The organism is Streptomyces sp. NPDC050287, assembly GCF_044459385.1.
In the GTDB taxonomy this organism is placed as follows: Bacteria; Actinomycetota; Actinomycetes; order Streptomycetales; family Streptomycetaceae; genus Streptomyces.
The window spans coordinates 79,609-96,777 of record NZ_JBITIY010000002.1 but is presented as its reverse complement, the minus strand read 5'-3'; the positions used below and the strand labels follow the sequence as shown (position 1 = coordinate 96,777).

19 protein-coding genes are annotated in these 17,169 nt (G+C 71.0%); 5 read left to right on the top strand and 14 right to left on the bottom strand.

Annotated elements, in window-relative coordinates; genetic code table 11:
• Positions 1-67: 67 nt before the first annotated feature.
• On the bottom strand, positions 68-190 hold the full coding sequence (locus tag ACIBK3_RS05755) for a hypothetical protein (protein ID WP_399362295.1): 123 nt from the start codon (positions 188-190) through the stop codon (positions 68-70).
• A 110-nt stretch (positions 191-300) separates the two neighbouring features.
• Here ACIBK3_RS05755 and ACIBK3_RS05750 point away from each other — a divergent pair, with 110 nt between their 5' ends.
• Both ACIBK3_RS05750 and ACIBK3_RS05745 read left to right on the top strand, forming a co-directional pair.
• Entirely contained in the window at positions 301-1,596 is a 1,296-nt protein-coding gene (locus tag ACIBK3_RS05750) for a 3-oxoacyl-ACP reductase (protein ID WP_399362293.1), read from the top strand.
• Positions 1,596-2,519: a MaoC family dehydratase gene (locus ACIBK3_RS05745; protein ID WP_399362291.1), complete on the top strand. Its 924-nt coding sequence runs from the start codon at positions 1,596-1,598 to the stop codon at positions 2,517-2,519. The genes ACIBK3_RS05750 and ACIBK3_RS05745 overlap by 1 nt, the downstream gene beginning before the upstream one ends.
• Here ACIBK3_RS05745 and ACIBK3_RS05740 read toward each other — a convergent pair.
• The 9 genes from ACIBK3_RS05740 to ACIBK3_RS05700 all read right to left on the bottom strand — a co-directional run bounded on the left by ACIBK3_RS05740 (position 2,501) and on the right by ACIBK3_RS05700 (position 9,998).
• Positions 2,501-3,220, bottom strand: a complete 720-nt coding sequence (locus ACIBK3_RS05740; protein WP_399362289.1) for a TetR/AcrR family transcriptional regulator — start codon at positions 3,218-3,220, stop codon at positions 2,501-2,503. The genes ACIBK3_RS05745 and ACIBK3_RS05740 overlap by 19 nt on opposite strands.
• A gap of 92 nt (positions 3,221-3,312) precedes the next feature.
• Positions 3,313-3,630, bottom strand: coding sequence for a DUF4229 domain-containing protein (locus tag ACIBK3_RS05735; RefSeq protein WP_399362287.1), 318 nt, complete (start codon positions 3,628-3,630; stop codon positions 3,313-3,315).
• Positions 3,631-3,756: 126 nt separating this feature from the next.
• Entirely contained in the window at positions 3,757-4,281 is a 525-nt protein-coding gene (locus ACIBK3_RS05730; protein WP_399362285.1) for a GNAT family N-acetyltransferase, read from the bottom strand.
• 79 nt (positions 4,282-4,360) lie between these two features.
• Positions 4,361-5,011, bottom strand: a complete 651-nt coding sequence (locus tag ACIBK3_RS05725; RefSeq protein ID WP_399362283.1) for a UdgX family uracil-DNA binding protein — start codon at positions 5,009-5,011, stop codon at positions 4,361-4,363.
• A 110-nt stretch (positions 5,012-5,121) separates the two neighbouring features.
• Complete coding sequence (gene mqnE, locus ACIBK3_RS05720; protein ID WP_399363920.1) at positions 5,122-6,285, bottom strand: aminofutalosine synthase MqnE; 1,164 nt, start codon at positions 6,283-6,285, stop codon at positions 5,122-5,124.
• Positions 6,286-6,370: 85 nt separating this feature from the next.
• Positions 6,371-6,826: an Lrp/AsnC family transcriptional regulator gene (locus ACIBK3_RS05715; RefSeq protein ID WP_399362281.1), complete on the bottom strand. Its 456-nt coding sequence runs from the start codon at positions 6,824-6,826 to the stop codon at positions 6,371-6,373.
• A gap of 98 nt (positions 6,827-6,924) precedes the next feature.
• Positions 6,925-7,575 carry a UbiX family flavin prenyltransferase gene (locus ACIBK3_RS05710; RefSeq protein ID WP_399362279.1) on the bottom strand — a complete coding sequence of 217 codons (651 nt, stop codon included), beginning with the start codon at positions 7,573-7,575 and terminating at the stop codon, positions 6,925-6,927.
• 66 nt (positions 7,576-7,641) lie between these two features.
• Positions 7,642-8,544, bottom strand: a complete 903-nt coding sequence (gene mqnP / locus ACIBK3_RS05705) for a menaquinone biosynthesis prenyltransferase MqnP (protein WP_399362277.1) — start codon at positions 8,542-8,544, stop codon at positions 7,642-7,644.
• Positions 8,541-9,998 carry a menaquinone biosynthesis decarboxylase gene (locus ACIBK3_RS05700; RefSeq protein WP_399362275.1) on the bottom strand — a complete coding sequence of 486 codons (1,458 nt, stop codon included), beginning with the start codon at positions 9,996-9,998 and terminating at the stop codon, positions 8,541-8,543. Before ACIBK3_RS05700 ends, mqnP begins: the two co-directional genes overlap by 4 nt.
• A gap of 87 nt (positions 9,999-10,085) precedes the next feature.
• Here ACIBK3_RS05700 and ACIBK3_RS05695 point away from each other — a divergent pair, with 87 nt between their 5' ends.
• Positions 10,086-10,460, top strand: coding sequence for a PLD nuclease N-terminal domain-containing protein (locus ACIBK3_RS05695; protein WP_399362273.1), 375 nt, complete (start codon positions 10,086-10,088; stop codon positions 10,458-10,460).
• 116 nt (positions 10,461-10,576) lie between these two features.
• Positions 10,577-11,974, top strand: a complete 1,398-nt coding sequence (locus tag ACIBK3_RS05690) for a purine-cytosine permease family protein (protein ID WP_399362271.1) — start codon at positions 10,577-10,579, stop codon at positions 11,972-11,974.
• Positions 11,975-11,986: 12 nt separating this feature from the next.
• On the opposite strand, the gene ACIBK3_RS05685 is transcribed toward ACIBK3_RS05690, so the two are convergent.
• Positions 11,987-13,396, bottom strand: coding sequence for a PLP-dependent aminotransferase family protein (locus ACIBK3_RS05685; protein ID WP_399362269.1), 1,410 nt, complete (start codon positions 13,394-13,396; stop codon positions 11,987-11,989).
• A 99-nt stretch (positions 13,397-13,495) separates the two neighbouring features.
• Here ACIBK3_RS05685 and ACIBK3_RS05680 point away from each other — a divergent pair, with 99 nt between their 5' ends.
• Complete coding sequence (locus ACIBK3_RS05680; RefSeq protein ID WP_399362268.1) at positions 13,496-13,690, top strand: hypothetical protein; 195 nt, start codon at positions 13,496-13,498, stop codon at positions 13,688-13,690.
• Positions 13,691-14,053: 363 nt separating this feature from the next.
• On the opposite strand, the gene ACIBK3_RS05675 is transcribed toward ACIBK3_RS05680, so the two are convergent.
• The 3 genes from ACIBK3_RS05675 to ACIBK3_RS05665 are packed head-to-tail and all read right to left on the bottom strand — an operon-like array spanning position 14,054 to position 17,155.
• Positions 14,054-15,046: an aldo/keto reductase gene (locus ACIBK3_RS05675; RefSeq protein ID WP_399362266.1), complete on the bottom strand. Its 993-nt coding sequence runs from the start codon at positions 15,044-15,046 to the stop codon at positions 14,054-14,056.
• A 16-nt stretch (positions 15,047-15,062) separates the two neighbouring features.
• Complete coding sequence (locus ACIBK3_RS05670; protein ID WP_399362264.1) at positions 15,063-15,992, bottom strand: hypothetical protein; 930 nt, start codon at positions 15,990-15,992, stop codon at positions 15,063-15,065.
• On the bottom strand, positions 15,989-17,155 hold the full coding sequence (locus tag ACIBK3_RS05665; protein ID WP_399362261.1) for an endonuclease/exonuclease/phosphatase family protein: 1,167 nt from the start codon (positions 17,153-17,155) through the stop codon (positions 15,989-15,991). Before ACIBK3_RS05665 ends, ACIBK3_RS05670 begins: the two co-directional genes overlap by 4 nt.
• Positions 17,156-17,169: the final 14 nt, after the last annotated feature.

The following is a 17,169-nucleotide window of genomic DNA, read 5'->3' as shown; positions in this document are numbered from 1 at the left end:
ATCCGGAGCGACTCACAAGCGCATGGGCATCGCATCGCAAGCGCGTCGGAAGCGCGTCCGCATCGGCTCAGTCCCGTTCCAGGATCGCCGTGACGCGCAAGTCGTCGTTGACGCCCAGCGGCGCGTCTGGGACGCGGGCGCCGGCGACGATCGCCACGCGCCGGGCCACCGGCGGCTTCAGGGGGCTCATCTCGACCTGCTCCTCACCTCTGACGTAACCTCTGACGTAGCATTACCTACGGTAACCTTACTCGTGAGTAAGGGCCGGGGTAAGGACGACTCACCGGGCTGGGAGATGACATGGCCGACCGCTGTCTGAGCTTCACCGGCACCGCGCCCGGCCGTTTCCTCGCCCGGCGTCTCGGGCTGCCGCAACCCGCTCCCCTGCGCCGTTGGTCGCCCGGGCATCCCACCCTCGGCGGGGACCTGCTGCACCTCACCGCGGGCAAGTCCGACCTGGACCTGGCCGCCACCGGCCTCGCGCTGACCCGTTCCGCCGAGCGCCCCGCCGCCGTGCTCCTCGACGCCACCGGCGTCCGGGACGTCGAGGGCCTCGCCGACGTGCACGCGGCCCTGCACCCCGTCGTACGGTCGGTCGCCGCGGGCGGCCGGGTGGTCGTACTGGGCGCCCCGCTGGATCCCGCCGACCATCACCAGTCCGCCGCCCAGCAGGCACTGGAGGGCTTCACCCGCTCGCTGGGCAAGGAGATCGGCCGGGGCAGGACCGTGAACCTCGTCAGGCCGGCCGACGCGCTCTCCGCCGAGTCGACCCTGCGCTTCCTGCTCTCCCCCAAGTCGGCGTACGTCAGCGGCCAGGTGATCGAGGTGGGCGCCCGGCAGGTCACCGCGCCGGACGACTGGGACCGCCCCCTGGCCGGGCGTACCGCGCTGGTCACCGGGGCCGCGCGCGGGATCGGCGAGGCGGTCGCCGAGACGCTGGCGAGGGACGGGGCGCGGGTCGTCGTACTGGACGTACCACAGGCAGAGGAGCAGGCCCGGCAGGTCGCCGAGCGGCTCGACGGGACCGCGCTCGCCCTCGACATCACGACGCCGGACGCCGGCGGACGGATCGCCGCGGCCCTCCCCGACGGCCTGGACGTGCTGGTCCACAACGCGGGCATCACAGGCGACCGCCGGCTGGTCAACATGCCCGCCGAGCGCTGGAGTTCCGTGCTGGAGGTGAACCTGGCGAGCGTGCTGCGGACGACGGACGCGCTGCTGGCGAGCGGGACGATCAGGACCGGCGGACGGATCGTGGCCACCGCCTCCATCGCCGGACTCGCGGGCAACGCGGGTCAGACGAACTACGGGGCGAGCAAGGCGGGCGTGGCCGGCCTGGTCCGCTCCCTCGCACCGCGTGCCCTCGCCGAGCACGAGGTGACGGTGAACGCGGTCGCGCCCGGCTTCATCGAGACGAAGATGACGGCCGCCGTCCCCTTTTTCATCCGGGAGGCGGGCCGCCGGATGAACTCCCTCGCCCAGGGCGGCCTGCCCGTCGACGTCGCCGAGACCATCGCCTGGCTCGCCCACCCGGCCTCCGGCGCGGTCAACGGGCAGGTCGTGCGGGTGTGCGGCCAGAGCCTGCTGGGGGCGTAGTGACGACCACGCCGACCACCACCCTGACCGCCTCACCCGCACTCGCGCCCCTGCTCGCCCGGGGCGCCCTGCTCTCCCCCTTCAAACGGCCCCGCCCGGACGCCGGCTTCCCACGCACCCGGCTCGTACTGCCCGGCCTGCGTGTCGACCTGGCCCGACTGGCCGCGTACGAGCGGGTGTGCGGGTTCGCGACCGGTGACGACGCGCTGCCGCCGACCTATCCGCACGTCCTCGGCTTCCCCCTGGCCATGCGGCTGATGAGCGGACGGGACTTCCCGCTGCCGCTGCTCGGACTGGTGCACACGTCGGTCGAGATCACCCGGCGGCGGGCGCTGACCGCGACCGGGGAGTACGAACTCGTGGTCTACGTCGATGAGTTGGCGCCGCATCGGAAGGGCACCGAGGCCGCGGTGGTGACCGAGTTGCGGTCCGGGGACGAGGTGGTGTGGGAGTCGAGGAGCACGTATCTGGCCCGGCACCGCACGGACGGCCGTACAGCCAAAGGCGGTACGGCCAGCACGGCCGCGGACAGCACGACTGCGGGCAGTACGGCCGCGGGCCGCTCGACCGCGGCACCCGTGCCGGAGCGCGAGCCGTTGCCCGCCGTCGCCGAGTGGCGGCTGGCCGGGGACGTGGGGCGGCGGTACGGCGCGGCCTCCGGTGACCGCAACCCGATCCACCTGTCCCCGCTCACCGCCCGCCTGTTCGGCTTCCGCCGGGCCATCGCACACGGCATGTGGACGGTGGCCCGCTGCCTGGCCGCGCACGGCACCCCGGCGGCCGTCCTGGTACGAGCCGACTTCCGGGCGCCGGTGCTGCTGCCGGGGGCGGTGACGTACGCGGCACGGGACGGGCTGTTCGAACTGCGCGGCGCAGACGGCCGTACGCATCTGACCGGGGGCGTCTACCCGCTTGTCTCCTGAACCGCGGAGTCGGACGGAGATCCTTGAGTCGCGGCGTCGGGCGCCGATCCGTGAGCCGCGGGCTCGGGCGGTGACCAGGGGGTGCCCGCCATCAGGTTGCCCAGGCCCGCCCAGGCGAAGTTCATCAGGGTCGCCGCCGCCTGTCTCGCGGTGATGCCGGGTGTCGCGTTGGCCCAGGCGGCCAGCGACTCGGCGGCGCCGACCAGGGCTTCGGCGAGGCCGGCGACCTCACGTTCGGGCAGGTCGGGGTCCCGGTGCGCCTCCCGGGCGGCGACGACGATCAGCTCGGTCACGAACGTGACGATCTCCTCGCGCATCCCGGTGACCTCGGCGGCGAACGGCTCGCCGTGGGTGCGAGCCTGGAGGTGCAGGACCGACCAGGCGTCCGGGTGGTCCGCGGTGTGCTCGAAGAAGGCCCGCAGGCCGTCCCAGAGTTGACGGTCGGCCGGCACGTCGGTGACCACCCCGGCCCGGATCGCGTCGGTGAGCGCCCGCGCCTCGCGGCGGATGCAGGCGGTGAAGAGGTCTTCCTTGGAGTTCAGGTACAGGTAGACCAACGGTTTGGACACGCCCGCCAGTTCGGCGATCTCGTCCATCGACGCGGCCATGTACCCGCGCTGTCCGAAGGTCCGTACGGCAGCGTCCATCATCTGCTGTTCCCGGACCGCCCGCGGCATCCGCTTGCTCTTCACGGCACCCATGCCCGAAGCCTAGTTGGGGAGGGTGCCGGAGCGCGCCGGTGCGCCGCCCACGAGGTCTGTGCCTTCGAAGGCTGTGCCTACGAGGGCTGTGCCTACGAGGTCTGCGGGGCCTGGCCCTGGGCGCCCTGGGCGCGGGCCGTGTCGTCGGCGACGTCCTCCTGGCTGCGGTTCTCCTCCAGGTTGGCCTTCATCCGGTCGACCCTCTGCACGACCTTCACGGAGGCGCGGTCGCGCTCCTTGCGCAGGACGACGAAGCTGATCGGGGCGGAGATCACCATGGCCAGCAGGACGACCCACATGCCGTTGGAGTCGCCGAGGCCGCGCGGGACGAGACCGGAGTAGACGAGGCCCCAGACGACCAAGAGACAAGCCGCGAAGACTCCGAGGCGCATCAGCGTGTAGCGGAGCATCTCAATCCACTCTTCCGGTTGGAACGGTCCTAACATCCCCAAAGGGGCACCGTCCAGTGAAGCACGCCGGACAGTCGATCTTGCACGGGGGTGTGCCGCCGTGCTGGGGAGGTTGCGCGCCCCGGCTCAGGTCAGGGGCAGCAGCATGACGATGTCGTCACGGTCGTCGCCCTCGGCGACACGTATGGCGCCCGGTATCCGGCCGACCTCCTTGTAGCCGCAGGAGCCGTAGAAGTGCTCCAGGCCCAGGCCCCCGCGGCAGGTGAGCCGGATCGCCTCGATGCCGTCGAGGGTGCGGGCCGCGTCCGCGGCGGCGGCCAGCAGGTCGCGGCCGTACCCCTTGCCCTGGTGGCGCGGGTGCACCATCACCGTGTAGAGCCACAGCCAGTGGGTCATCAGCCGGTGTGTGTTGAAGGTGAGGAAGGCGGTCGCGGCCACCCGCCCCTCCTCGTCGAAACCGACGAGGAGCCGGGCTCGTCCCTCGCTCATCGCCGCGAAGTGTTTCACCAGTTCCGGCCGGATCGCGTCCCGCGTCACCGGCGCCACGAAACCGACCGCGCCGCCCGCGTTGGTGACGTCGGTCCACAGGTCGAGGAGACCGTCACGCAGTTCGGGGGTCACGGCCGGGTCGAGACTGAAGGTAAGGGGCATGAGGGGAGAGTAGTTATTACGTCGTTTTCCCCTCAAGTGGGAATCGGCGTCATGTACGTCACCCCAGCGCCTGTGCCCGTCACCCCAGTGCCCGTGCCGCCACCTTCAGGTCGGCGACCAGGCCCTGATAGGCGCCCTCACGGTCGTCGGCGCGCAGGACGGCCGACGGATGCACGGTCGGCACCAGCCGTTCCGGGCGCCCGTGGATCTCCTCCTCCAGCACCGTCCCGCGTACCTGGCTGACCCGGAACGACGATCCGAGGAGCGCCTTCCCGGCGGTGGCGCCCAGCACCACGATCAGCTCGGGTTCGACGGCGGCCAGCTCGGCGGCGAGCCACGGCCCGCACGCGGTCATCTCGCGCAGGCTCGGCGCCTTGTGGATCCGGCGCTTGCGGGGCTCGGCCTGGGTGAACTTGAAGTGCTTGACCGCGTTGGTGACGTACGCGTCCGCCGGGTCGAGGCCGGCCTCCTCCAGGGCTCGGTCCAGGAGCTTGCCGGCCGGGCCGACGAACGGCTTGCCCTGCCGGTCCTCCTGGTCACCGGGCTGCTCCCCGACGAGCATCACCCGGGCGTCCGCCGCTCCCGCCCCGAACACGGTCTGGGTGGCGTCCCGGTGCAGGGGGCAGCCCCGGCAGTCGGCGGCGGCCTTCCGCAGGGCGGTCAGGCCACCGCGGTCCGGGACGAAGGGCTGCGCGGTGTAGGCGTCCTCGGGCGCCTTGGTGACGGCCATGCCGGACGGGTACCCGCCCGGCGCTCGGCCTCACGTCACACGCGGACGTCGCACTTCACCTGCCTCAGGTCCGTGCCTCAGGTCCCGTGTCTCATGCCCCATGCCGCAAGTCACACGCGCATCGGCTGCGGGGTCTCCCGGCGCGCCGGGTCCGGGCCGTCGTACTCGCGGATGATCTCGTACCGCGTGTTCCGCTCGACCGGGCGGAAGCCGGCGTCGCGGATGAGGTCGAGGAGGTCCTCGCGGGTGAGCTTGTTCGGGGTGCCGTAGTTGTCGGCGTCGTGCGTGATCTTGTACTCGACGACCGAGCCGTCCATGTCGTCGGCGCCGTGCTGGAGGGCCAGCTGGGCCGTCTGGACGCCGTGCATGACCCAGAAGACCTTGACGTGCGGGACGTTGTCGAAGAGCAGCCGGGAGACCGCGAAGGTCTTCAGGGCCTCGGCGCCGGTCGCCATCTGCGTACGCGCCTGAAGGCGGTTGCGCACCTTGCCGTCCTTCATGTCCACGAAGTCGTGCTGGTAGCGCAGCGGGATGAAGACCTGGAAGCCGCCGGTCTCGTCCTGGAGCTCACGCAGCCGCAGCACGTGGTCCACGCGGTGCCGGGGCTCCTCGATGTGGCCGTAGAGCATGGTGGCCGGGGTCTTCAGACCCTTCTCGTGCGCCAGCCGGTGGATCCGCGACCAGTCCTCCCAGTGGGTGCGGTGGTCCACGATGTGCTGGCGGACCTCCCAGTCGAAGATCTCCGCGCCGCCGCCGGTGAGGGACTCCAGGCCGGCGTCGATCAGCTCGTCGAGGATCTCGGAGGCGGACAGACCGCTGATCGTCTCGAAGTGGTGGATCTCCGTCGCCGTGAACGCCTTCAGGGACACGTTCGGCAGCGCGGCCTTCAACTCCCGCAGCGAGCGCGGGTAGTAGCGCCACGGCAGGTTCGGGTGCAGCCCGTTGACGATGTGCAGCTCGGTGAGGTTGTCGCCCTCCATCGCCTTGGCGAGCTTCACGGCCTCCTCGATGCGCATCGTGTACGCGTCCTTCTCCCCCGGCTTGCGCTGGAAGGAGCAGTAGGCGCAGGAGGCCGTGCACACGTTGGTCATGTTGAGGTGCCGGTTGACGTTGAAGTGGACGACGTCACCGTTCTTCCGGGTCCGCACCTCGTGCGCGAGTCCGCCCAGCCAGGCCAGGTCGTCCGACTCGTACAGCGCGATGCCGTCCTCGCGGGTCAGGCGGACGCCCGCCCGCACCTTCTCCTCCAGCTCGCGCTTGAGCCCGACGTCCATGCTCATCCCTCTCCTAGACAGACTCCGACAACCGTACGCCCCACCCTTCGGGCGGGAGGTGCCCCCATACCGCGCTGAAAAGCGCCTACGCCTCCTCGGGCAGCTCCCCGACCCGGTTCTCCCACTTCGTGGAGAGCACGATGGTGGTACGGGTCCGGGACACGCCCTTGGTCCCGCTGAGCCGCCGGATGATCTTCTCCAGGCCGTCCACGTTCGTCGCCCGCACCTTGAGCATGAACGAGTCGTCGCCCGCGATGAACCAGCAGTCCTCGATCTCGGTGAGGTCCTTCAGCCGGCGGGCCACGTCCTCGTGGTCGGCCGCGTCGGAGAGCGAGATGCCGATCAGCGCGATCACGCCGAGGCCGAGCGAGGCCGCGTCGACGGTGGCGCGGTAACCGGTGATGACACCGGCCGCCTCCAGCCGGTTGATGCGGTCGGTGACGCTGGGTCCCGACAGACCGACGAGGCGTCCCAGCTCCGCGTAGGAGGCCCGGCCGTTCTCCCTCAGGGCCTGGATGAGCTGCCTGTCCACCGCGTCCATGCGATCGAAGCCTTCCGATGAAGAGTTCCAGAAGTGATGAGAGGTACTGCGGGTACTGCCACGTACTGCCGCTCTTGCTCCGGGCGACCCGTCCTGCTCTAGGCGCCCGGTGTGCCGCCGCCCAGTTCGCCCTTCCACCGCCGGTACAGGCCGTGCTCGACGCCCGCCGCGTCGAGGACCCGTCCGGCGACGAAGTCCACCAGGTCCTGGATGTGCGTGGCCCCCGCGTAGAAGCCGGGCGAGGCGGGTACGACGCTCGCGCCCGCGTCGTCCAGGGCGACCAGGTGCCGCAGCGTCTGCCCGTTCAGCGGGGCCTCGCGTACGGCCACGACCAGCGGACGGCGTTCCTTGAGCGTGACACTCGCGGCCCGTTGCAGCAGGTCCTTCGACAGCCCCAGCGCGACCCCGGCGACGCAGGCGGTCGAGGCGGGGACGATCAGCATCCCCTTGGTCCGGTACGACCCGGAGGACGGCCCGGCCGCGAGGTCCCCCGCGCTCCAGTGCCGTACGCCCGAGATGTCGGCCTGGAAGGTCCCCGGCTTGCCGTCGGCCCCCCTGGCCAGCCATTCCCGCAGGTCGTCCTGCCAGTGGGCGTCCCGGAACGCGATCTGGGCCTCGTCGAGCAGGGTGAGCCGCGAGGCCCGGGACACGACGAGATCGACCGTCTCCCCCGCGTCCAGCAGCGCCCGCAGCACCGCGGCGGCATACGGCGTACCGGACGCCCCGGACACCCCCACGATCCAAGGCACGCGCTGCGTTTCTCCTGCGTTCACATCTTGAGCGTACCGGCGAACGACGAGGTGCTCAGGACCGGACTACACCGTCAGACCCCGGACCAGGAGATCGAGCAGCGCGCACACGAACAGGGCAATCCCGATGAACCCGTTGACACTGAAGAACGCCCTGTTCAGACGGGACAGGTCGTGGGGGCGGACGATCGAGTGCTCGTAGACGAAGGCGGCCGCGACGATCAGCAGGCCCAGCCAGAAGAACGCGCCCGCCCCCGTCACCGCCGCGTACCAGACGAACAGCCCGGTGGTCAGGGCGTGGCACACCCGCGCGCCCCAGATCGCCGCCGGGATCCCGAAGCGGGCCGGGACGGACAGGACCCCTGTCTCGCGATCGGTCTCGACGTCCTGGCAGGCGTAGATCAGGTCGAAGCCGCCGATCCAGACGCCGACGGCGAGACCCAGGATCACCGCGTCCCAGGACCACTCGCCGGAGATCGCGAGCCAGCCGCCGATCGGGCCCATGGCCTGGGCGAGACCGAGGATGACCTGCGGGAAGTTCGTGAACCGCTTGCCGTACGGGTAGACCACCATCGGGATCACGGCTATGGGAGCCAACGCCAGGCAGAGGGGGTTCAGGAGGGCCGCCGCGCCGAGGAAGATCACCACGGCGATCAGCGCGCCCGTCCAGGCGTGCTTCACCGACATCGCGCCGGTGACCAGTTCCCGGTGCGCGGTGCGCGGGTTACGGGCGTCGATCTCGCGGTCGATGATCCGGTTGACCGCCATCGCGAAGGTCCGCAGGCCCACCATGCAGATGGTGACCAGCAGCAGCCGGCCCCAGTGGATGTTCCTGTCCCACTCGAACATCGCCGTCAGTGCCGCGATGTAGGCGAAGGGCAGGGCGAAGACGGAGTGCTCGATCATCACCAGGCGCAGGAAGGCCTTGGTGCGTCCCGGTTGCGGGAGAGCGGCTGACGCGCTGCTCACAGTCCGTACTCCTTCCAGCGGCGGTCGACCTTCGCCGCCGTATCCGGGTCCGACTCCACCATGTCCGGCCAGCCGCCGTCACGGGTGTAGCCCTCCTCGGGCCACTTCCTCGTCGCGTCGATGCCGGCCTTGCCGCCCCAGAACTGCTGGTAGGAGGCGTGGTCGAGGTGGTCGACGGGGCCCTCGACGAGGGAGAGGTCACGGGCGTAGTCGGTGTTGCCGAGGGCCCGCCACGCGACCTCGTGCAGGTCGTGGACGTCGCAGTCCGCGTCGACGACCACGATCAGCTTGGTGAGGGACATCATGTGGGCCCCCCAGACCGCGTGCATCACCTTCTGCGCGTGCTTGGGGTACTTCTTGTCGATCGAGACGATCGCACAGTTGTGGAAGCCCCCGGCCTCGGGCAGGTGGTAGTCCACGATGTCCGGGATGATGATCTTGAGGAGCGGGAGGAAGAACCGCTCCGTCGCACGGCCCAGCGGTCCGTCCTCCGTCGGGGGGCGTCCTACGACGATCGACTGGAGCAGCGGCCGCCTGCGCATCGTCACGCAGTCGATCGTCAGCGCCGGGAAGGGCTCCTGCGGGGTGTAGAACCCGGTGTGGTCGCCGAAGGGACCCTCCGGCAGCATCTCGCCGGGCTCCAGCCAGCCCTCGATCACGACTTCCGCCTGCGCCGGGACCTGCAGCGGAACGGTCTTGCAGTCGACCATCTCGATCCGCTTGCCGGCGATGAACCCGGCGAAGAGGTACTCGTCGATGTCGCCGGGGAGCGGGGCGGTGGAGGCGTAGGTGACGGCGGGGGGACAGCCGAAGGCGATGGCGACCGGGAGGCGCTCACCCCGGCGTGCCGCCACCTGGTAGTGGTTGCGGCTGTCCTTGTGGATCTGCCAGTGCATGCCGATCGTGCGCTTGTCGTGCCGCTGGAGGCGGTAGAGCCCGAGGTTGCGGATCCCGCTCTCCGGGTCCTTGGTGTGGGTGAGCCCCAGGTTGAAGAAGGAGCCGCCGTCCTTGGGCCAGGTGAAGAGGGCGGGGAGCCGGTCGAGGTCGACGTCGTCGCCGCGCAGGACGACCTCCTGCACGGGTGCGTCCCCGGGCTTCACCTTCTTCGGCGGTACGTGCGTCATCGCGCCGAGCTTGCCGAAGGCCTCGCGCACGCCGACGAACCCCTGCGGCAGTTCGGGCCGCAGCAGGCCGCCGATCTTCTCCGAGATCTCGCCGTACGACTTCAGGCCCAGCGCCTTCAGCAGGCGCCGGTCGGTCCCGAAGACGTTCATCGCGAGGGGCATGTCGGAGCCCTTCACGTTCTCGAAGAGCAGCGCGGGGCCGCCGGACTTCTGCACCCGGTCGACGATCTCCCCGACCTCCAGATACGGGTCGACCTCGGCCTTGATCCGCTTGAGGTCGCCCTCGCGCTCCAGTGCCCGGAGCAGGGAACGAAGATCGTCGTAAGCCATGCGGCCAAGTATCCCCGAGCCGCTACTCTGGCCCGGTACCTGGGGTCCGCGCTCGTGGCCCCGACGACCCTTCCACTGAGAGGCCCCATGCTCCGGGTACTGATGTTCCTCGTGCCACTGGCGTTGAGCGTGTACGCGTTCATCGACTGCATCAGCACGAAGGACGACGACGTCCGTCACATGCCCAAGCCGCTGTGGGCCATCGTCGTCCTGGTGTTCCCGCTCGCCGGCTCCATCTCCTGGTTCATCGCGGGCAAGAGGCGGCAACCGGCCGGCGCGGGCGGCCGCACAGGCATCGATGGTTCCGCCGGTTCACCCTGGAGCCGCGGCGGCGGACAGCGGTGGGTGGCGCCCGACGACAACCCCGAGTTCCTCAAGTCCTTGGAGGACGAGAACGGCGACATCGGCGACAACGGCGACGGGGACAGGAAACGACCGGGCGACGACCCCCGGGGCGACTGAGGTCCCCGGGTTCGTTCCCTACGGTCCCGTACCTACAGGTTGTACGCCGACGAGCCCGCCGAAGCGGACAATGCGCCCCTGGGCCACAACCCGTCCGGACCGGACACTTACCTCGCATGACGACTGCTCCCGCCGACTCCTCCGGCACCCTCGCTCCCGCATACGGTGACAAGGTCATCGCCGTCGAGACGGCGGGCTCGGACCCGATCCCCGACGCCGAACGCCACGGCTCCCCGCTCCAGCTCCTGTGGACCTGGGCGTCTCCCAACATCGAGTTCGCGACCGTCTACATCGGCGTGATCTCGGTCCTCTTCTTCGGTCTGAGCTTCTGGCAGGCGACGGCCGCCATTCTCCTCGGCACCGCGGTCGGGGCGATCGCCCAGGGCGTGCTGTCCCTGGACGGGCCCCGGTTCGGGGTACCGCAGATGGTGATCGGCCGTTTCTCCTTCGGCCACAAGGGCAACGTGCTGCCGTCCGGCGTCAACGCGGTGGTCGCGGGCGTGGGCTGGTTCGCGGTCAACAGCGTCAGCGCGGCCTTCGCGCTGAACACACTGACGGGACTGCGTCCGCTGCCCTCGCTGCTGCTCGTGGTGGCGGCGGAGATCCTGATCGGCTTCATCGGCCACAATTTCGTGCACGTCTTCGAGAAGTACGCGTTCCCGGCACTCGCGGTGATCTTCCTGACGGCCGGGGTGTGGACCTTCAAGGACGCCCATCTGGGCGGGGGCGGCGCGGGCGGCGGCATCGGCGGCTTCCTGCTGGCGTTCAGCGCGGCCTGGGGGTACGCGGCCGGCTGGAACCCGTACGCCACGGACTACTCGCGCTATCTGCCGCGTACGGCGAGCAAGTTCAAGACGGTCCTGTACCCGGCGGTCGGCCTTTTCGTGTCGGTCGCCGTGGTGGCCGTCATCGGCGCGGCCTCCGCGACGATCGTGGCCCCGAAGAACGCCACCCCGACCGCCGCCTTCACCGGTCATCTCCCCGGCTGGCTGGGCGACCTGGTGCTGCTCGCCATCATTCTCGGCGCGGTCTCCGCGAACGCTCTGAACGTGTACTCCTCCGCCATCTCGATCACGTCCCTCGGCCTGAAGCTCCCGTCCTGGCTGGGCCGCGGCACGCTGGTCGTGCTGTCCGGCGTCGTCGGTACGGCGGCCGCGTGGGCGTCCCTGTCGGACGCGGGGTCGGCGTACGAGGCGTTCCTGCTCGTCATCGCGTACTGGGTGGGGCCGTGGCTCGGGGTCGTCCTGGTCGAGCGGTGGCTCCAGGGCCGTACGACCACGGACGAGATGCTGGCGGCCCGACTCGGCGACCGCACCTTCACCAACTGGCCTGGTCTCGCTGCCCTGTTGATCGGCGTGGCGGTGTCCGTCCCGCTCTTCTCCAACCAGGAGAAGTACGTCGGCTGGGTACCCGAGCACTGGCCGTCCTTCGGGGACAGCACCCCGCTGGTCGGGTTCGCGGTGAGCGCGGGGTTGTACGCGGCACTGCGGGGGCGGCTCGGTTCCAGGACCTGAACGACCCTGGTGTCACCGGCTCTCCTCGATCGCCTCCCGGAGGTGGCGGACGGCTTCGCTCACCGCGTTGTCCGCGAGGTTGCCGTACCCCAGGACCAGGCCGTGATCGTTGTGGTCGTCGGTGGCGTGATAGGCGGCGAGGCCGGCGACGCGCAGCGACCGGGTGGCTGCCGCCGTGATCACGGCCTGGGTGTCCACGGTGGCGGGCAGGCGGAGGATGAGATGGAGACCGGCTGCGATGCCGGAGACCGGGGCGCCGGGGAGCTGCTGGGCGAGGGCCTGGACGAGTGTGTCGCGACGGTTGCGGTATCGCTTGCGGGAGGCCCGGAGATGACGGTCGTAGGCCCCCGATTCCAGCAGCGTGGCAAAGGCCAGTTGGTCGAGAGTCGAGGGCTGGGTCGCCACTTGGTCGGTCTGGTGCAGGTGATGGGTCCAGCGTGGTGGTGCCACGATCCACCCGATACCGAGCGCGGGGGAGAGGATCTTGCTGAGTGACTTGAACAGGATGACGCGGGTGGGGTCCATGCCCTGGATGGCCGCGACCGGGCGACGGTCGTAGCGGAACTCCGCGTCGTAGTCGTCCTCGAGTACGACTCCGTCCACCCGGCGAGCCCAGCGCAGCAGGGCCGCGCGTCGCTCGGGGACGAGCACGGTGCCCAGGGGGAACTGGTGTGCCGGGGCGGTCAGTACGGCCCGAAGGCCGGTGTGCCCGGCGAGGTCGTCGGTGCGCAGGCCGCCGCTGTCGGTGCGGATGGGGACCGGGTCCAGGCCCGCGGCGCGGACCACCTCGCGCAGCCGTGTCCAGCCCGGCTCCTCACAGCCGACCGCGGTGATGCCGTCGGCGCGCAGGGCGTGGCAGACCCGCCGTACGCCGTCGGTCACGCTGGTGCACACCGTCACGTCCTGGGGCGTTGCCGCGACGCCGCGGGAACGGCCCAGATAGTCGGCGAGCAGTTGTCTGAGCCGGATGTGGCCGCCGGGCGGCGGGTAGCCGAACTCCGTGAACGCCGCGGTGGTCACCTGCGTGCGGACGGCCTCGGCCCACCGGCGGCGCGGAAACGCCCGCAGGTCCGGCAGACCCGGTGCGAGGTCGAAGAGGGCCGCAGGAGTGTGGCGTGCGGCGGGGCGCAGGGAGTCGGCGTCGGGGTTGTCCGACCAGCGCACCCGGGTCGCGGAGCCGGTCTGGGCCTCCAGGTATCCCTCGGCGATGAGCTGGCTGTAGGCCTCGGTCACCGCCCAGCGGGAGCAGCTGAGGTCGGCGGCGAGCTGCCGGCTGGGCGGCAGGGCGGTGCCGACCTCGATACGCCCGTTTCTGATCGCCGTGCGCAGCGCTCGCTTGACGCGCTCGTGCAGCGGTCCGTCGCTGGGCTGTCCCAGATGGAGCAGGAGATCCCCTGCCAGATTGGTCTGTGATACCCGCATGCCATTGGACAGTAGCAGCGAGCCATTTCTCGGTAGCTTCGAATCTGCCGGCACAGCGGACCGCTGGCCGGCCCCGCCGAACGCATGGAGGAGGATGTCGTGGTTCTCGTACGGAACTCGCTGCCTGCCCGGCCCCACCAGCTGTTTCAGGGCGTGTTCGCCCACTGGCAGACCGAGGCCGGCGCCCTGTCGGCGCTGCCGGACGCTCCAGTGGTGCTGGACGATGCCCGTCAGCCCGGGCCCGCGTGGCGCTGGCTGCAGTCCCGCCTCGGCCGGTGCATCGACTGGCCGTAGCCACCACACTTTGACGCCCGCGGTCGCCGTCCGCTCTTCGGAAGAGCGAAGACAACTGCCGTCGGGCATGGCCTCCCCGAACCCGCCCCAGTTCTTCCTGGGGCGGGTTTCTCTGTCCGGTCGCCGCACGGTCGCGCGGGAGGCGGCCTCTTTTACGGACCAGCGGACCAGCGGACCGGTGTCGGGGGCAAGGGACCTCAACGGGCGCCCAGCGCGGAACGCTCGGCTGAAGGTCTTCAGCCGAGCGTTCCGCGCGATCCGGTCGCGGCCTGGTCAACGCGACCGTGCGGCCTTGCCGATGCGACCATGCGGCCTGGTCAACGCGGCCATGTGGTGGGACCGCCCCCGAAGGCACCCAGGCTGTCAGCCGGCCCCGAGCAGCGCATCGATCTCACGCATCTGGCCCGCTGTGAGCGGCCCGTGTTCCATGGCGGCGGCGTTCTCCCGTACCTGAGCGACCGTCCGGGCACCCGGGATGGGGATCAGAGAGGGCGACCGCGCCCACAACCAGGCGAGTGCGCCCTGGGCGAGGGTGCGGCCCTCGGAGGTCAGGATGTGCCGGACGGACTCCAGCGCCTCGGCGAGTTCCTTCACGGGACTGCCGTCCTGGAAGTAGTTGAGCCAGTCCGGGGAACGGCGGCGGAAGTCCTGCTCGTCCGTGATACGGGAGCCCAGCGGATGAGCGCCGGTCAACAGGCCGGTACCCAGCGGGCCCCGGGCGAGGCCTGGGAGGTGGTGCGTCTCGCAGAGCTCGACGAGCAAGGGCGCGTCGTGAACCACGTTGATCTCGAACTCCAGGCCCGCGAAACCCGGCTGGCCCAGCCAGGCCGCGGCGAGTTCCGGGTCGTCCGTGGACCAGCCGTACGCGCGGATGCCGCCTTCCGCCACGAGGTCCTGGAGGGTACCCAGCAACTGATCGGCCTCGGCCGCGGGCAGCCCGGACAGATGGAGCAGGTACAGATCGAGGTGGTCGGTGCGCAGCCTGCGCAGCGAGGCCTCCAACGCCTGCCGGATGTACCCGGGGGTGGCGTTCTGGCCGGTGAGCTCGCGGGAGTCCTCGTCGATGGTGTTGCCCCACTTGGAGACGAGCGTGATCTGGTCGCGCTTGCCCGAGAGGGTCTCGCCGATCAGTCGCTCGGCGGTGCCCGTGCCGTAGGCGTCGGCCGTGTCGTAGAGCGTGATGCCGCTGTCGAACGCGGCCCGGAACACGTCCGCGGCTTCGGCCCGGTCGAACCGGGCGCCCCAGCCGAGGGGCTGCGCTCCGGCGGCCGAGGGCCCGCCGAGCGCCCAGGTGCCGAGCCCGAGAGCCGATACCTCCGGTCCGCCCGCGACAAGGGTCCGTTGCTGGTTGGTCATGTCCGCTCCTTCGTGCTCACGGCGCCGCTTTCAACAGCGTCCGATGGGTTTTCTGATCACCGGTCAGCAGCAACACCCCGCCCGCGCCGAGGAGTTCGGCGAGGGTGCAGCACACCCGGCTGGCCAGCGCGGCCGCTCCCGCCTGGGCCCACGGCAGTACGGCGGACAGCGCGCCCAGCAGCACCAGTTCGCGGGTGCCGGCGCCGTCGGGCACCACGAGGGTCAGCGCCCCGGCGACGGTGGCCAGGGCAAAGGCCCCCACACAGATCGGCAGTGCGCGGCCGGCGGGCGCGCCGAGCAGGACGGCGATGAGCCACAGGTGCAGTCCCGAGACCGCCCAGCACAGCGTCTCCAGGCCGAGCGCGCCGCGCACGCCGCGGTCGGTGAACTCCCCCCCGGGCGGCTCGCGCCTCAGCAGCCGGGCCGCTCCCGCCACCAGGTGCAGGAGCAGCCGCGGCCGCCACAGCAGGGCGAGGGCGAGCGGCGTCGCAGCCAGCAGCCACAGGCCCCCGGCGCCCAGTCCTTGGACGCACAGCAGACCCACGACGGCGGCGGTGAGCAGCACCACGACCGTGTTGAGCAGATAGGCCGTCACCATCCGTCCGGCCGCGATGCCCACCGCGCCGCCGAGGCGTACGTACGCCAGCACCCCCCAGACCGGGCCCGGGATGTACTTGCCGAGCAGCGCCAGGAAGTAGATGCGGGCGCTCGGCCGGGCGGGCAGCGGCGAGCCGAGCCCTGTCAGCCCGGCCCTCCAGGAGGCCCAGCCCGCCAGTTGGCCGGCCGTCTTCACCAGCAGCGCTCCGACGAGCAGCGCCGTGGCCCGGGGCCCCGAGAACATCGCCAGGAGGTCGTCGCCGTGACCCCACAGCACACCGCCCATGCCGGCCGCCGCGGCGGCGAGGAACACCGCCGCCGCGGCTGCCCGGACGAAGCGCCCGGTCACCGGGGCGCCCGTACGGAGACGACGCTCTCCTGGAGGCGGTGGTCGGAGACCTCCGGCAGCGCGGTGAGCGCGTACCTGCGCACGTCCAGGCCCGCCGAGGTGAACGTCCAGTCCAGCCGCCACAGCTTCAGCCGTCCCTGCTCGTTCCAGGACAGGGGCCACAGTGAGCCACCGTGGTCGGCCGCGTCGTCGAGCTTCGAGCGCAGCGGCCGCAGATCGCCCATCGCGGCGGTCGTGTTGAAGTCGCCGGCGACCAGCAGTGGGTTGCGGTTGGCGCGGACGTCGTCGAGCAGTCCCCGGTACTGCGCGCGGCGGGCCGCCTCACGGTCGTGGATCGTCCGGTAGAAGGCCGGGGACAGCAGGCTCTCGCGCATGTCCACCTGGACCGGGATGTGCACGTTGTACAGCGAGACCAGGTGCCCGCGGACGCGGATGTCGCTCCGCAGCACCTTGCCCGTGCGGTAGACCTGGTACCAGTCGGGTGAGGCCTCACGGGCGGTGGCCCGGTACGGTCCTATCGCGGGGCGGGAGACGATCGGGTACCGCGAGAGGGTGACGAGTTCGCCCTGGACGGCCACGTGGTAGCCGGGGAACTCCTTGCGTATCCGGGCCATGTCGTCGATCTGCCGCTCGTTGGCGTCGTCCTGGTCGCTCCAGACGTACTCCTGCAGCAGATAGACATCGGCGTTCCGCTTCTTCAGTGCCTGGTAGAAGCGGTCCGGGGTGGTGCTCTTGCCCCAGGCGAGGGTGTTGAAGGAGACCACCTTCAGCGCGCCGGGCGGTGCCGTGCCGCCGCCCTCCCACAGGGCCGCGGGGTTCAGCCCGGACCACGGGTAGCCCAGCAGCAGTCCGGTCAGGGCGAGGATGCCGGCGGCCAGGGCGGGCTTGCGGGGCACCCGGCGGCGGGCGAGCCGTGCGGCGGGGATGCCGGCCAGGAGCAGCAGGGGCACGGCGACGAAGGTCACCGGCGGTTCCAGGTTGAGCACCATCATGGCCCACCAGCGGCCGCTGAGCAGGTACTGCAGGAGGACCAGGACCAGCCATCCGGTGCCGGCCGCCAGCAGCAGGCGGGTGTAGAGGCACCAGCGGGGCCTGGCGAGCGCGGGTTCCTCGGGCACGCCTACGGGCGTGGGCGGCACGGCCGCCTGCCGGGTCGTTTCCATGGAGGTCACCGTTC

Bases quoted from the DNA above. Each gene is read 5' to 3' on its own strand.
- mqnE (WP_399363920.1), bottom strand. From the start codon at position 6,285: ATGGACGTCGGGCTCAAGCGCGAGCTGGAGGAGAAGGTGCGGGCGGGC.
- ACIBK3_RS05730 (WP_399362285.1), bottom strand. From the start codon at position 4,281: ATGCCCCTTACCTTCAGTCTCGACCCGGCCGTGACCCCCGAACTGCGT.
- ACIBK3_RS05700 (WP_399362275.1), bottom strand. From the start codon at position 9,998: ATGGCTTACGACGATCTTCGTTCCCTGCTCCGGGCACTGGAGCGCGAG.
- ACIBK3_RS05685 (WP_399362269.1), bottom strand. From the start codon at position 13,396: ATGCGGGTATCACAGACCAATCTGGCAGGGGATCTCCTGCTCCATCTG.
- ACIBK3_RS05725 (WP_399362283.1), bottom strand. From the start codon at position 5,011: ATGGCCGTCACCAAGGCGCCCGAGGACGCCTACACCGCGCAGCCCTTC.
- ACIBK3_RS05715 (WP_399362281.1), bottom strand. From the start codon at position 6,826: ATGGACGCGGTGGACAGGCAGCTCATCCAGGCCCTGAGGGAGAACGGC.
- ACIBK3_RS05695 (WP_399362273.1), top strand. From the start codon at position 10,086: ATGCTCCGGGTACTGATGTTCCTCGTGCCACTGGCGTTGAGCGTGTAC.
- ACIBK3_RS05665 (WP_399362261.1), bottom strand. From the start codon at position 17,155: ATGGAAACGACCCGGCAGGCGGCCGTGCCGCCCACGCCCGTAGGCGTG.
- ACIBK3_RS05755 (WP_399362295.1), bottom strand. From the start codon at position 190: ATGAGCCCCCTGAAGCCGCCGGTGGCCCGGCGCGTGGCGATCGTCGCC.
- ACIBK3_RS05735 (WP_399362287.1), bottom strand. From the start codon at position 3,630: ATGCTCCGCTACACGCTGATGCGCCTCGGAGTCTTCGCGGCTTGTCTC.
- ACIBK3_RS05740 (WP_399362289.1), bottom strand. From the start codon at position 3,220: ATGGGTGCCGTGAAGAGCAAGCGGATGCCGCGGGCGGTCCGGGAACAG.
- ACIBK3_RS05750 (WP_399362293.1), top strand. From the start codon at position 301: ATGGCCGACCGCTGTCTGAGCTTCACCGGCACCGCGCCCGGCCGTTTC.
- ACIBK3_RS05675 (WP_399362266.1), bottom strand. From the start codon at position 15,046: ATGACCAACCAGCAACGGACCCTTGTCGCGGGCGGACCGGAGGTATCG.
- ACIBK3_RS05690 (WP_399362271.1), top strand. From the start codon at position 10,577: ATGACGACTGCTCCCGCCGACTCCTCCGGCACCCTCGCTCCCGCATAC.